General features: G+C 56.6%; 15 protein-coding genes. 4 read left to right on the top strand and 11 right to left on the bottom strand.

What is annotated here, in order from left to right:
• Nucleotide 1 precedes the first annotated feature (1 nt).
• From crcB to alaC, 4 genes are read right to left on the bottom strand one after another with little or no spacing between them, the layout of a single operon-like run.
• Nucleotides 2-385 (bottom strand): fluoride efflux transporter CrcB, encoded by a 384-nt coding sequence (gene crcB, locus CHR62_RS04115; protein ID WP_093970794.1) that lies wholly within the window; start codon nucleotides 383-385, stop codon nucleotides 2-4.
• 51 nt (nucleotides 386-436) lie between these two features.
• Nucleotides 437-1,846 carry a threonine synthase gene (gene thrC, locus CHR62_RS04110; RefSeq protein WP_093970793.1) on the bottom strand — a complete coding sequence of 470 codons (1,410 nt, stop codon included), beginning with the start codon at nucleotides 1,844-1,846 and terminating at the stop codon, nucleotides 437-439.
• A complete protein-coding gene (locus tag CHR62_RS04105) occupies nucleotides 1,843-3,147 on the bottom strand; it encodes a homoserine dehydrogenase (RefSeq protein ID WP_093970792.1) in 1,305 nt (434 codons plus the stop codon). Before CHR62_RS04105 ends, thrC begins: the two co-directional genes overlap by 4 nt.
• The gene (gene alaC / locus CHR62_RS04100; RefSeq protein ID WP_093970791.1) at nucleotides 3,144-4,331 is read right to left on the bottom strand and encodes an alanine transaminase; all 1,188 of its coding nucleotides are present in this window, start codon (nucleotides 4,329-4,331) and stop codon (nucleotides 3,144-3,146) included. Before alaC ends, CHR62_RS04105 begins: the two co-directional genes overlap by 4 nt.
• A gap of 186 nt (nucleotides 4,332-4,517) precedes the next feature.
• Here alaC and CHR62_RS04095 point away from each other — a divergent pair, with 186 nt between their 5' ends.
• The 4 genes from CHR62_RS04095 to pdxA are packed head-to-tail and all read left to right on the top strand — an operon-like array spanning nucleotide 4,518 to nucleotide 8,237.
• Entirely contained in the window at nucleotides 4,518-4,967 is a 450-nt protein-coding gene (locus CHR62_RS04095; RefSeq protein WP_093970790.1) for an Mth938-like domain-containing protein, read from the top strand.
• A complete protein-coding gene (locus CHR62_RS04090) occupies nucleotides 4,964-5,434 on the top strand; it encodes a peroxiredoxin (protein ID WP_093970789.1) in 471 nt (156 codons plus the stop codon). Before CHR62_RS04095 ends, CHR62_RS04090 begins: the two co-directional genes overlap by 4 nt.
• 60 nt (nucleotides 5,435-5,494) lie before the next feature.
• A complete protein-coding gene (locus CHR62_RS04085; protein ID WP_093970788.1) occupies nucleotides 5,495-7,204 on the top strand; it encodes a PhoH family protein in 1,710 nt (569 codons plus the stop codon).
• Between the two features lie 4 nt (nucleotides 7,205-7,208).
• Nucleotides 7,209-8,237, top strand: coding sequence for a 4-hydroxythreonine-4-phosphate dehydrogenase PdxA (gene pdxA, locus CHR62_RS04080; protein WP_123660103.1), 1,029 nt, complete (start codon nucleotides 7,209-7,211; stop codon nucleotides 8,235-8,237).
• Between the two features lie 4 nt (nucleotides 8,238-8,241).
• On the opposite strand, the gene CHR62_RS04075 is transcribed toward pdxA, so the two are convergent.
• From CHR62_RS04075 to dxs, 7 genes are all read right to left on the bottom strand, one after another.
• A complete protein-coding gene (locus CHR62_RS04075; RefSeq protein WP_093970844.1) occupies nucleotides 8,242-9,612 on the bottom strand; it encodes a replicative DNA helicase in 1,371 nt (456 codons plus the stop codon).
• Nucleotides 9,613-9,752: 140 nt separating this feature from the next.
• Entirely contained in the window at nucleotides 9,753-10,208 is a 456-nt protein-coding gene (gene rplI / locus CHR62_RS04070) for a 50S ribosomal protein L9 (RefSeq protein WP_093970786.1), read from the bottom strand.
• Nucleotides 10,209-10,224: 16 nt separating this feature from the next.
• A complete protein-coding gene (gene rpsR, locus CHR62_RS04065; RefSeq protein WP_093970785.1) occupies nucleotides 10,225-10,497 on the bottom strand; it encodes a 30S ribosomal protein S18 in 273 nt (90 codons plus the stop codon).
• Between the two features lie 97 nt (nucleotides 10,498-10,594).
• Entirely contained in the window at nucleotides 10,595-10,912 is a 318-nt protein-coding gene (priB, locus tag CHR62_RS04060) for a primosomal replication protein N (RefSeq protein ID WP_093970784.1), read from the bottom strand.
• A 25-nt stretch (nucleotides 10,913-10,937) separates the two neighbouring features.
• Nucleotides 10,938-11,309, bottom strand: coding sequence for a 30S ribosomal protein S6 (gene rpsF / locus CHR62_RS04055; RefSeq protein ID WP_093970783.1), 372 nt, complete (start codon nucleotides 11,307-11,309; stop codon nucleotides 10,938-10,940).
• A 222-nt stretch (nucleotides 11,310-11,531) separates the two neighbouring features.
• Nucleotides 11,532-12,338 carry a GTP cyclohydrolase FolE2 gene (gene folE2, locus CHR62_RS04050; RefSeq protein WP_093970782.1) on the bottom strand — a complete coding sequence of 269 codons (807 nt, stop codon included), beginning with the start codon at nucleotides 12,336-12,338 and terminating at the stop codon, nucleotides 11,532-11,534.
• Between the two features lie 119 nt (nucleotides 12,339-12,457).
• Nucleotides 12,458-14,347: a 1-deoxy-D-xylulose-5-phosphate synthase gene (dxs, locus tag CHR62_RS04045; RefSeq protein WP_123660102.1), complete on the bottom strand. Its 1,890-nt coding sequence runs from the start codon at nucleotides 14,345-14,347 to the stop codon at nucleotides 12,458-12,460.
• Nucleotides 14,348-14,366 lie beyond the last annotated feature (19 nt).

The raw sequence follows: 14,366 nt of genomic DNA, 5'->3' as shown, positions 1-14,366 counted from the left end.
GCTAAAACAGCCGCTGGCCGGTGTACACCCCTAACGCCGTCAGGGCCAGCGCGCCCAACACACTGATAAAAATATACGAAAACGCCTGCCAGAGATCGCCCCGCTGCAACAGGCCAAAGGTTTCTGCCGAAAACGTGGAGAACGTCGTGAGCCCGCCCAGAAAACCGGTGACCAAAAACAGACGTAACCATTCGGGCACGGACGGCATTTGCAAGACTAGGGCAATAGCCACGCCAATAACGTAAGCGCCAATGTAATTGGCAGCCAATGTGCCCCAGGGCACAAAGGCACCAGCGTGGTTAAGCCATAAACCCAGTAACCAACGGCAAACCGCACCCAGCGCGGCACCGATACCCACCGCAAGAAGATGGGTAACGGTGATCATTGCCAGAGCACAGGAAACGAACTTAGGCAACAATGCTGGCTTGGCATGACCTTACACCTTCGCGTGCTGCTCGATGTAGCGCCGAACCAGGGCGGTGTCGCAGTCCATGACCTCGACTTTTTGCGGCAACGAACCCAAATGGCCCAGATGCGCAGGCGGCTGCGCGGGTTGGCCAATCGCCTCGACGATTGTGTCGTTGAACTTGGCTGGCAAAGCCGTTTCGAGTACCAGCATCGGGATGCCGGGCTCGACGAAGGGACGCGCCACCTTGACGCCGTCGGCCGTATGCGGGTCGATAATGACACCCGTCGCTTCGTAAACACTGCGAATGGTGGCCAAACGGTCGGCGTGGGTGCTGACACCCGCAACGAAACCATAACGCGCCTCGAACAGCGGCTTCAGGTCGGACAAGTCGAACTCGCCCGATTGCGATAATTGCTGCCACAACTGAGCCACACGCGCAGCGTCTTGACCGACCAGATCGAAAACAAAGCGCTCGAAGTTGGAGGCACGGGAAATATCCATGGACGGACTGGACGTAGCGTGCGTTTGCGCAGCCGAACGCGGACGATACAGGCCAGTGCGGAAAAACTCTTCGAGTACGTTGTTTTCGTTGGTGGCCAGCACGAGACGGCGAATCGGCAAGCCCATTTCGCGCGCAAGGTGGCCCGAAAGAATATTGCCAAAATTACCCGACGGCACCGCAAACGAAACCTGTTGGCCCGGGCCGGTGGTGGCACGCAGCCAGCCCCAGAAGTAATACACCACCTGAGCGGCAATGCGCGCCCAGTTAATGGAGTTGACTGCCCCCAGGTGATAGCGCGATTTGAAATCGAGATCGCCGGCCAGCGACTTGACGATGTCCTGACATTCGTCGAATACCCCTTTGACAGCAATATTGTGAATATTGTCATCTTGCAAGGAATACATTTGCGCACGCTGGAAGTCGCTCATGCGGCCATGCGGCGACAGCATGAACACCGACACGCCTTTTTTTCCGCGCAACGCGTACTCGGCCGCCGAACCGGTATCGCCGGAAGTAGCGCCCAGGATATTCAGCGTGCTGTTGCGTTTTGTCAGCACGTATTCGAAGACCTGGCCCAAAAACTGCATGGCCATATCTTTAAAGGCCAGCGTTGGCCCTTGCGAGAGCCCCAGCAGACTTAAGCCCTTATCGAGCGGCTTGACCGGCACGATATTGGGGGTGTCGAACACCTGACCGTTATAGGCGGCGGCAGTAAGCTTTGCCAGATCGGCGCGCGGGATGTCGGTAATGAACAAGCCCAGGACTTCGGTGGCCAACTGTGCGTAATCGAGGCCGCGCCAGGCCTCGAGCGTTTCGGGCGAAATTTTGGGTAGCGACTCGGGCAAGGCCAGACCCCCGTCGGGGGCCAAGCCTTCGAGCAGGATATCGGAAAATTCGAGCGGCGCCATGCCGCCACGAGTGGAGCGGTATTTCATAGCAGCGACTCGACGCGAAGACGCGTAACGTGGGATTTAACAAAGGGCAACGCCTGAATTTCTTCGAGCGCGCGGTTAACGTTACCTTCGCGGGCCTCGTGCGACAAGAAAATAATGTCGGCATCGGCCGGGCCATGAGGCTCTTGGAACATAGACCCGATAGAGATCTGATGATTGGCCAACACACGAGCCAGGTCGGCCAGCACGCCGGGGCGGTCATCGACACGCAAACGCAGGTAATACGACGAAATAACGTCATCCATGGGCAAAATGGGGGTGTCGGCCATGGCGCCTGGCTGGAACGCCAGGTGAGGTACACGATGCCCCGGATCGGCCAGCAGCAAGCGCGTGACGTCGACCAGATCGGCCACCACGGCCGAAGCCGTAGGCAATTCGCCTGCGCCCTGCCCGTAATACAGTGTTGGGCCAACCATATCGCCGTTAACCTGAACGGCGTTCATGGCGCCTTCAACGCTGGAGAGCAGACGCTCGACGGGAATCAGTGTGGGGTGAACACGCAGTTCGATGCCTTGATCGCAACGACGGGTAATACCCAGCAATTTGATGCGGTAGCCCAGACGTTCGGCATGGGCGATGTCTTCTCTGGCCAGGCCGGTGATACCTTCGATGTGCACTTTACTGAACTGCACCGGAATACCAAAAGCCAAAGACGCCAGCAAGCTAAGCTTGTGTGCGGCGTCGACGCCTTCGATATCGAACGTGGGGTCGGCTTCGGCGTAACCCAGACGCTGTGCATCGGCCAGGGCTTCGTTGAACGACAGCCCCTTGAAACGCATTTCGGACAGGATGTAGTTGGTTGTACCGTTAATGATGCCGGCCAGCCACTGGATGCGGTTGGCGGTCAGGCCTTCGCGAATAGCCTTGACGATAGGGATGCCCCCTGCGACAGCAGCTTCGAAAGCGACCATCAGGCCTTTGTCGTGTGCCGCGGCAAAAATTTCGTTGCCGTGTTTGGCCAACAACGCTTTATTGGCGGTGACCACATGCTTGCCACGGGCGATGGCTTCGTTGACGAGTTCACGCGCGATTTTGTCGCCCCCGATGAGTTCGACAACAATATCGACCTCTGGGTGACGCACGACTTCGTAGGCGTCGCTGGTTACCATAACATTGTCGCCCACCAGCTCGCGCACGGTATCGACATTCAGGGCGCCAACGGCGACAACCTCTATTTTACGACCCGCACGACGCGCGATCTCTTCGGCATTTTGCGTCAGTACCTTAAACGTACCGCCGCCCACAACGCCAAAACCCAACAAACCTACTTTTACAGGACTCATTTAATTAACCCGTCTTTGCGAAACATTTCTTTGATGCCGCGCACCGCCTGGCGGATACGCTGCTCGTTTTCGATTAGTGCAAACCGCACATAATCGTCGCCATACTCGCCGAACCCGACGCCCGGCGACACGGCTACCTTGGCTTGTTCGAGGAGTTTCTTGGAGAACTCGAGTGAACCCAGGGAGCGGTAGGCTTCGGGGATACGCGCCCAGATATACATGGAGGCTTTGGGGATATCGACCGGCCAACCCGCTTCGTGCAGACCCTTGGCCAGGACATCGCGACGCACGCGATACTGCTCGACGACTTCGTCAACACAATCTTGCGGCCCTTCGAGGGCTGTGATGGCAGCTACCTGAATAGGCGTGAACGTGCCATAGTCGTGATAGCTTTTAATGCGCGCCAGGGCATTGACCAACTCGGAATTGCCCACCATAAACCCAACACGCCAGCCTGCCATATTGTAGCTTTTGCTCATGGTGAAGAACTCGACAGCCACATCGCGCGCACCAGGCACTTGCATGATGGAGGGCGCCACATAGCCGTCGAAACAGATGTCGGCATACGCCAGATCGTGCACGACCAGAATGTCGTGCTCTTTGGCCAGCGCCACAATGCGCTCGAAGAAAGAGAGTTCGACACACTGCGCTGTGGGATTGCTGGGGAAACCCAGAATCATCATTTTGGGCTTGGGAATCGCCTCTTTGACAGCGCGCTCGATTTCTTCGAAAAAGTCGAGGCCCGGCGTCATGGGTACAGACCGAATATTTGCGCCGGCAATAACCGCACCGTAAATGTGGATGGGGTAGCTGGGGTTAGGCACCAGCACGGTATCGCCCCTGTCTAGGGTGGCCAGCATCAGGTGAGCCAGCCCTTCTTTCGAGCCAATCGTAACGATGGCTTCGGTGTCGGGGTTGATATCAACGCCGTATCGGCGCCCGTACCAACCCGAAATAGCCTTGCGCAGCCGCGGAATGCCTTTGGACACGGAATAACCGTGGGTATCTGGGCGCGACACGACCTCGACGAGTTTGTCGACGATATGCTTGGGGGTTGAACCGTCGGGGTTGCCCATCGACATATCGATGATGTCCTCGCCACGACGGCGCGCCGCCATCTTGAGCTCGCCCGTAATATTGAAAACATAAGGCGGCAAACGCTCAATGCGAGGAAAATTCGTCATGGTAATTCCTTGGGGTCTACAAGAGGGGGGACAAAAGCGAATAACCTACTAGTTTAAACGATAGCCTGCCCCAATAAAAGCAACCATCGAAGTAATCCTGACACCACAAAAACGATGTCCCGGTGGCCCTGCTGCACGCTGGCGCGATTGCGCTATGATCAAGCCTGAATTCGGGAGTTTTTTACTGTGCAACTACAAGCAGAATCGAATCCGGCGCTAAATACCATCACGGCCTACGGCGACGACCACATCGAAATCAATGCCGTGACCTACAACCATGCGGTGTTTTTCTGGCCGGAAGGCGAGGTCAAGCGCTGGGACGCCCAAGGCGTCAAAGACATTACCGGCGCCCAGCTTATGGCGATCGCCGGGCTAACCCCGGCGGCAACCAACCCGCTCGATTTTCTCGACGAACCCGAAGACCGGCAACGGCGCCCCGACAACGCCCCCGAGGTTTTATTGGTGGGCACGGGCCAACACCAGCACTTTTTGCCTGTGGCCGTCACCCGCACCTTACTTGAGCTGGGTATCGGCGTTGAAGCCATGAGCACGCAAGCCGCCGCCCGCACCTACAACATTTTAATGGCCGAAGGCCGCCGCGTTGTCGCAGCCCTTTTGCCACTGGAGTCACAATGAGTTCTGTCACCATCGGACAACCCGTCCCTGCCTTTGTCGCACAAAGCACCCAAGGCGAAATCACCGAAAACAGTTTGTTGGATCAATGGACGGTTTTGTATTTTTATCCCAAAGACAGCACGCCGGGTTGCACGACCCAGGCGCAAAACTTTCGCGACCAGCTCGATAACTTCAAGGCCGTCAACTGCCAGATCATTGGCGTATCGCGCGACTCCCTTAAGTCGCACGACAACTTTACCGGCAAGCAATCACTGCCCTTCGCTCTTATTTCCGACCCCGACGAAACGCTATGCACCATGTTCGACGTCATGAAAATGAAAAACATGTACGGTAAACAGGTACGCGGCGTTGAGCGAAGCACGTTTCTGATCGACCCAAAAGGGGTGTTGGTCAAAGAATGGCGCGGCCTGCGCGTACCAGGGCATGTCGACCAGGTACTGCAGGCGGTCACCGAAGCGACTCGCTGACGCGACACAACCCCGCCTTTTTTTCTATGCGCTAGTCCATTGCCCAGGAGCTCTTAATTTATGCCGCTACCCAAGTTGCCGACCCGTCCGGGCACCCTGGTAAAGATAACCAACGACCTCGACGCCTTCGAAACGGCCGAGTCAGCCCCCGTAGCCACGCCGGCGACGCCCAAAGCGCGCAAGCAAGCCACGAAACCTGCCGTTAAAGCCAGCAGTTCCAACAATCACGGGCTTGCGCCAGAAGCTACACCTACCCCGGCAAAGCCCAAGGCCCCCGACGCGGCGGTGCGTAGCACCGGCAATGGTGCAGACATCAACACCACCGTCACGGCGCCCGCGCGTGGCAAAAAGAAACCTCGTTTGGCGGTCGACAAGCGCAAACTGTTTGTGCTTGACACCAACGTGTTGCTGCACGACCCGAACTCCTTATTCAAGTTTGAAGAACACGACATCTTTCTGCCCATGCTGGTGCTTGAAGAGCTAGACCACCAGAAAAAAGGGATGTCTGAAGTCGCCCGGAATGCCCGCCAGGTAAGCCGCTACCTTGACGGACTGGTGGCCGAAAACAAAAGCCTGGCCAACGGGCTTGTCCTTGACACACTGGGCAACCAGGAAGCGCTGGGTACCTTGCACTTCCAGACAACCGCGCTGTCGTCCGACCTGCCCGTCGCCCTGCCGCTGGGCAAAGCCGACAACGTCATTTTGGGCGTTGTACATGCGCTGCAACAGCTACACCCCAAACGCGAAGTCATTCTGGTTTCGAAAGACATCAATATGCGCCTCAAGGCGCTGTCGCTGGGGTTGCCGGCCGAAGACTATTACAACGACCATGTCCTCGATGACTCCGACCTGTTGTACGAAGGGGTAATGCCTCTGCCCGATAATTTCTGGACCAAGCACGGCAAAGATGTTGAATCGTGGCAGCAAGGCGGCACAACCTACTACCGCATCAAAGGACCGCTGTGCGCACAGCTTATTGTCAACGAATTTGTCTACCTTGAAGGCGAACTTCCTCTTTATGCCCAGGTTAAAGAAGTCAGCGGCAAAACTGCCGTACTGGCTACGTTACGTGACTATAGCCATGGCAAAAACAATGTGTGGGGCATTACTGCCAAAAATCGCGAGCAAAATTTCGCCCTGAACCTGCTCATGAACCCCGACTGCGACTTTGTCTCGTTGCTAGGTCAGGCCGGTACAGGCAAAACCTTGCTGGCGCTGGCCGCCGGTCTTACGCAAACACTCGAAACGCGCCGCTACACCGAAATCATCATCACCCGCGCCACTGTGCCTGTAGGCGACGAAATTGGCTTTTTGCCCGGCACCGAAGAAGAAAAAATGCTGCCCTGGATGGGCGCGCTTGAAGACAACCTCGAAGTACTGCAACTAGGAGCAAACACCGATGGCGTGAGCAATGGCAACTCGCCCGACTGGGGCAAGAACGCCACCATGGAATTGATTCGCTCCCGCATCAAGGTCAAGTCCATGAGCTTCATGCGCGGTCGTACGTTCCTGAACAAATTCCTGATTATTGACGAAGCCCAGAACCTCACACCCAAGCAAATGAAAACGCTGGTGACGCGTGCCGGGCCCGGCACAAAAATTGTCTGCCTGGGTAATATCGCGCAAATCGACACGCCTTATCTGACCGAAGGCAGCTCTGGCCTGACGTACGTCGTTGACCGCTTCAAGGGCTGGCCGCACTCAGGGCACATTACCTTGCAACGCGGGGAACGTTCCCGTCTGGCCGACTACGCAAGCGAGGCGTTGTAAAGGCATGACGACAACGCCAAACCCGGCGAACCGCGCCGCACTACCCATTGGCATCACAATGGGCGATGCGGCCGGTGTCGGGCCCGAAATTATTGCCCGGCTGCTGGGTGAACCCGGCGCATTGCATCCCGCCATCGTGTATGGCGATGCAGGCGTCATGCAAAAAGCCCTTACCCTGACAGGCCTGGACACACGCCTGTCGGTAAAGGCGGTTACCGATATCGCCCAGGCCCAAACGGTCATGAGCCCAAGCACCGTCGTGGTGGTCAATCAGCATCTGCCCCTGCCCGCTGACGTGCAACCCGGCCAACTCAACGGTGATGCCGGGCGTGCCGCCTACGAATACCTGTGCCAGGCCATAGACGATGCCTTGGCTGGGCATTTGCGCGCCATCGTAACGGCACCGCTGAACAAAGCCGCCATGCAACTGGGGGGCATCGATTACCCCGGCCACACTGAAATTCTGGCCGATCGCACACGCACTCGTCATTACGCGATGATGTTGGCCAACACTGAACTACGCGTGATCCTGGTCACCATTCATATCCCCCTCGCTCAGGTCAGCCCGACGTTAAGTATCGAGAAAGAACTACAAACCATCCGACTGGCTCACGACGCCTGCAGGCAGGCGGGCATCAAGCACCCGAAAGTCGCCGTCGCCGGGCTTAACCCCCACGCCGGCGAAGAAGGAAAATTTGGACGGGAAGAAATCGACATCATCGCCCCGGCAATTACTGCCGCACGCGCCGAGGGTATCGATGCCACCGGCCCCTGGCCGGGCGACACCATATTCATGCGCGCACGTCGGGGGGAGTTTGATATTGTGGTCGCGCAATACCACGACCAAGGCCTGATACCGGTAAAGTACCTGGGGGTTGACGAAGGCGTTAACGTTACAGTAGGGCTGCCGTTTATCCGCACCAGTGTCGACCACGGCACTGCCTACGACATTGCCGGCAAAGGGTTGGCCGACGCCGGCTCGTTGCGGGCGGCTTTCAATATGGCCATAGCCCTGACGCCCGCTGCTCCGTAACGGCTTACAAGCCCGACGAAAAGTTGAGAAAGCGGGTACTGGCGCCCTGGAACGTCAGACGTACCGTCCCAATAGGGCCGTTACGCTGCTTACCGATAATGATTTCGGCTGTACCCTTGTCGGGTGAGTCGGGGTTGTAGACTTCATCACGGTAAATAAACAAGATCAAGTCAGCGTCTTGTTCAATTGCGCCCGATTCGCGCAAATCACTCATGACGGGGCGCTTGTTAGGGCGTTGCTCAAGGCTTCGGTTTAGCTGCGACAAAGCAATCAGCGGGCAATTAAGCTCTTTAGCCAGGCCTTTGAGCGAGCGGCTGATTTCCGAAATTTCGGTCGCGCGGTTTTCACCGGCCGAATTGGCCGACATCAGCTGCATATAGTCGATGATGATCAGGCCGAGCTGACCGCATTGGCGAGCCAGACGGCGAGCCCTCGCGCGAACTTCCATAGAACTGAGCGCGGGTGTCTCGTCGATATAGATTTGCGCCTCTTGGACCTGTTGCACCGCATGGGTAAGGCGTGGCCAGTCTTCGGTAGTGAGTTTGCCGGTACGCATACGATGCTGATCGAGCATGCCGACCGAACCCACCATACGCATAGCCAGTTGCACTGCACCCATCTCCATTGAGAACACGGCTACCGGGAGCCCTTGCTCGATAGCGACATGCTCGCCGATGTTCATGGAGAACGATGTTTTACCCATGGACGGGCGACCCGCAACGATAACGAGATCGCCCGCTTGCAAGCCCGAGGTCATGCGATCGAGATCTGAGAACCCCGTCGGGACACCGGTAATATCGGAGCCGCCCTCGCGGTGATAAAGCTCGTCGATACGCTCGACCACCTGGGTCAGCAAAGGCTGGATTTCTTGAAAACCGGTGGCGCCACGGGCGCCTTCTTGGGCAATTTGGAAAACACGGGATTCGGCTTCGTCAAGCAACTGACGCGCTTCTTTGCCTTGAGGATTGAACGCTGCCGCCGCAATCTCGTCGGCCACCGACACCAACTTGCGCAGCATAGAGCGCTCGCGCACGATTTCTGCATAGCGGCGGATGTTGGCCGCCGACGGCGTGTTGTGCGCCAGCGCATTCAAGTAGGCCAGCCCACCAACTTCTTCGCCCTTGCCCGCGCTGCTCAGCGACTCGTACACGGTGACGACATCGGCCGGCCGCGCCAGACTGATCAGCCGCGTGATGTGCTGCCAGATAATACGATGATCGAAACGATAAAAATCATCTTCGCCGACGACATCGGTAATGCGGTCGAAAGCCGCATTGTCGAGCAGCAAGCCACCCAGCACCGACTGCTCGGCTTCGATAGAGTGAGGCGGCACACGCAAGTAGTCTAGCTGTGCATCACCCGTAGGACGTGCGATTTCCAAGACAAAAACCCAGAGAGAAACAAAAAAGCAAAAAGCCGGCTAGCACCGGCTTTTTGATTGGCAGGCCCAGTACAAACCGAGAGCTCAGAATGTACCATGGCCCGCCCCTACAGACAGCATTGTATGCGCTGGCGTTAGACCATTTCGCCTGCAACGTTGACTGTGATGTCGACGACCACGTCGGCGTGCAAAGCAACCTGAGCGGGGAACTCGCCCACAGCTTTGATGGCGCCGTCGGGCAGGCGAACCTGCGACTTGACCACACCGGCGAAACCGGCTTCTTGCAACGCAGCAGCGATGTCCATGGTGGTTACGGAACCGAACAAACGGCCGTCAACACCGGCTTTCTGAGACATGCCCAGCTGGAAGCCACTGAGCTTCTCGCCGGTTGCCTGTGCAGCGGCCAGGCGCTCGGCCTGTTGCTTTTCGAGTTCGGCGCGACGTGCTTCGAATTCTTTAAGTGCTGTCTCGGTGGCGCGACGAGCAATTTTTTGGGGGATCAGGTAGTTACGGGCGTAGCCGTCACGAACACGAACGACTTCACCGAGGTTACCCAGGTTGCTGACTTTTTCGAGCAGAATGACTTGCATGACGATTAACCTCGGATTAATTGTGGTTGTCGGTGTAAGGCAACAGTGCCAGGAAGCGCGCACGCTTGATAGCGGTGTCGAGCTGACGCTGGTAGTGAGCCTTGGTGCCGGTCAGGCGGGCAGGAATGATCTTGCCGTTTTCCTGGATGAAATCACGCAGGGTGTCGAGATCTTTGTAGTCGACTTGTTCTACACCAGCAGCTGTAAAGCGGCAAAACTTGCGGCGCTTGAACAGTGGGTTTTGCTGATTGAACTTGCGTTTTTCTTTGCCTTTTTTGAAGAAAGCCATAATGTGCCTCTTGAGTGCTTGGGCCTGAAGCCCAATCGGTATTAATTATGCATCGAGCTGCTTGTGCGCCCGTGCGAAACGATTTACTTCAACGATGCTAGACGGTAGCCAAGACCCCGCCTGCATGAACGCGTGACGCCTGCTGTATGTGCAATACCAGTTTTGATGCCCCTTTTTTTACCGGGGCCAAAAAACCTTGTACTGCCAAGGCAACGCCCAAAGGCGTTTGCGAAACCAGCAAAGCGATATCGCCCAGTGCAACTGCCGGAATAGAAAACTGGATGCGGCGTGCCGCCCCTGCCTCTACCACTTCGGACTCGTGGTGCAATGTCAGTTCGGTGACCGGAACCCCAGCCGGGGTATAACGCAATGGCTTGATTTCAAGCACACTGGCGGTAACAGAAACCTGATTCACCCGGTTGCCTGCGCGCTACGCGCCCTTACTCGGCGTCGGCCGCAGCGTCGTTGCTGGATTTGCGTGCTTCTTCGCGCTCGACAGATTTCATCATGACGGAAGGCGCGGTGTCAGCTTTTTTGGTCTTGATGACCAAATGACGCAAAACAGCATCGTTGTAGCGGAACGAGTGTTCGAGTTCGTCGAGGGTGCTTTGGTTGCACTCGATGTTCATGCACACGTAGTGGGCCTTAACCAGCTTCTGGATGGGGTAAGCCAGTTGACGACGACCCCAGTCTTCGAGGCGATGGATCTTGCCTTCGTTACCTGTAACCAAACCCTGGTAGCGCTCGATCATGGCGGGCACTTGCTCGCTTTGATCGGGGTGCACAATAAACACTACTTCGTAGTGACGCATAAGTGATACTCCTTGTGGATGGCTTTTATTGCCTGCGATAGCAACAAAAGGGATAGCCCGCCTGGCTAACAGGTAGCCGCAAAAAATGCGCCAACCCGAAAAGCAAAGTCGAGCAAGAAACCGCTAATAATAACATGCCCCGGTTTTTACCCGCCAACAGCAGGCAAAAACCGGGGCCTATGTGTAGGCTTTGAACAACCTACATCCAGTCACGCAGTGTATTTAGCCTTCTACAACTGCGTATGCCGAGTGGTTATGAATGGATTCGAAATTTTCAGCTTCGACGCGGAAGCGCTGCACACCTTCGATAGCTTGCAGACGTACTGCTACATCACGAACCAGATCTTCGACAAACTTGGGATTCTCGTAGGCGCGCTCGGTAACAAACTTTTCGTCGCCGCGTTTCAGCAAACCCCACAGCTCGCATGACGCCTGCTGTTCTACACCCTGAATAAGGGCATTGATATCGATTTGCGCGGGGTTATCGAATACGACATCGACAGTAACGTGCGAGCGTTGGTTGTGTGCGCCATATTGCGAGATAGCCTTTGAACACGGACACAGACTAGTCACCGGCACCAGCACACGCAGTTCGAACAAGACATCGTCGGCTGTCGCCGTGGCCTTCCAGCTGACTTCGTAGTCCATCAGACTGGCTACCTGCGATACAGGCGCAACCTTTTCGATGAAATAAGGAAAACGCGCACGAATGTCGCCTTTTTCTGCATTGAGCAAAGGCAGCATGGCCTGAGCCATGTCGCAAAACAGTTGCGGAGTCATGGGCGTTGTGCGATGTTGCTCGAGCAGCGCCACGAAGCGCGACATGTGCGTGCCCTTTTCGTGGGCAGGCAGGGCCACAGTGAGCTCCCAGTCGGCTACGGTGGGCATCGCCTGCCCCTCTGGACCGGCACTGACAAGCATGGGGTGCCGAACACCCCGAACCCCTACGCGCTGAATCGGCATACGGCGCGTATCGGCCGAGCTTTGGACGTCGGGCATGACTGCGGCGGAATCAGTAATAGAGTTCATTGTTTAACCTGTATGAAACCCGGCGACCCGGGACAATAATAAGCAACGCCTATACGTTACCCTGCTGATCAGCCCCCTGTCGAGCATAACCCCTGAGTTCGACAGGTTTTTGACCCAGATTAGCGTGACACGACTTTGTCCTGGACAAAGTCAAATTCTGGAAAGCGTTGTCGAATTGCATGGACAATACCGTCGGCATCTAGCCCCTGCATTTTGAGCAGCAGTGCCTGATCGCCATGATCAATGAACTCATCCGGCAGACCCAGTTGCAATACAGGCACCTGAACGCCTTTGGCGCTAAGGTACTCTAGGACGGCACTACCGGCACCACCCATGATGGCGCCTTCTTCGAGGGTAACCAACACATCGTGGGAATCGACCAGGACATCGACCAGGGCATGGTCGAGCGGCTTGACGAAACGCATGTCAGCGACACTGGCGTCGAGGGACTCTACCGCTTGCAATGCAACGGGCACCAATGTGCCGAAACCCAAAATGGCAATACGCTGCCCTTGACGCAACAACCGGCCCTTGCCGATCTCGACAGTGTCGAGCGCGCTGCTGACCTCGGCGCCGCAACCGGCCCCACGCGGATAACGCACCGACGCCGGCCCATTGTAGTGATAACAGGTGCTGAGCAGCAGCCGCGTTTCGTTTTCGTCGGACGGCGTAGCAATCACCATATTAGGAATGCAACGCAAAAAGGCGATGTCGTAGTTGCCCGCATGTGTGGCGCCATCGGCCCCCACCAGACCGGCCCGATCGAGCGCAAACGTGACATCGAGGTCTTGCAGGGCCACGTCATGAATAAGCTGGTCGTAACCGCGTTGCAAAAACGTCGAATAAATAGCGACGACGGGCTTAAGGCCCTCGCACGCAACACCGCCTGCAAAAGTTACCGCGTGCTGCTCGGCAATACCCACATCGAAATAGCGCTCGGGAAACTCGCGATGGAACTCGACCATGCCGCTACCTTCGCGCATGGCAGGCGTAATGCCAACCAGACGGTCGTCTTGACGGGCCATATCGCATAACCAACGACCAAAAACCTGCGTAAATGTCTGGCGAGTCGGCGCTTTGGACTTTTGAATACCGACGGACGGGTCGAATTTTCCGGGACCGTGATACAACACCGGATCGGCTTCAGCCAGCTTGTAGCCTTGCCCTTTTTTGGTCACTACATGCAAAAACTGCAAACCACCCAACTGACGCAGGTTCTGCAGCGTGGGCACCAAGGCATCAAGGTCGTGGCCATCGATGGGGCCGACATAATTGAAACCCAGCTCTTCGAATAAAGTAGCCGGCGAGACCAGCCCTTTGGCATGCCCCTCGACACGCCTGGCCAGCTCGAGTACCGGCGGCATGTGCTGCAACACCGCACGGCCCATGTTTTTAGCTGCCGCATAGAAACGGCCGGACATCAATCGCGCAAAGTAATGATTAAGCGCGCCCACGGGCGGCGAAATAGACATGTCATTGTCATTGAGAATGACCAGCACATTGACGCCGGGGGTGACACCCGCATTATTCAGCGCCTCGAAAGCCATACCGGCTGTCATTGCGCCGTCTCCGATAACGGCAATATGCTGACGTTCGGACTTGCCCAGGTTGCGAGACGCCACCGCCATGCCCAGCACGGCAGAAATTGACGTCGAAGAATGTGCTGTGCCAAACGCGTCGTACGGCGATTCGCTTCGCTTTGGAAACCCTGAAATGCCACCAAAATGGCGCAACTGCGCCATAGCTTCTCGGCGGCCCGTAAGAATTTTATGCGGATACGATTGATGGCCGACATCCCAGACGATGCGGTCGTCGGGGGTATTGAAGACATAATGCAAGGCAACGGTAAGCTCGACCGTACCCAAATTGGACGACAAATGGCCACCGGTTTTGGCTACCGACTGCAAGATGAACGCGCGCAGCTGATCGGCGACTTGCTTCAAGGCACGTGGCTCAAGCGTTCGCAAGTCGGCAGGCGAATTGATCTGTTCTAGAACGGGATAAGTCATACGAGTAAAAGTCCGGCGT

The sequence above is a fragment of the Pusillimonas sp. NJUB218 genome (assembly GCF_003788685.1).
Taxonomy (GTDB): Bacteria; Pseudomonadota; Gammaproteobacteria; order Burkholderiales; family Burkholderiaceae_B; genus Neopusillimonas.
The sequence above is the reverse complement of the archived record's forward strand: the minus strand, read 5'-3'. Positions and strand labels throughout refer to the sequence as shown.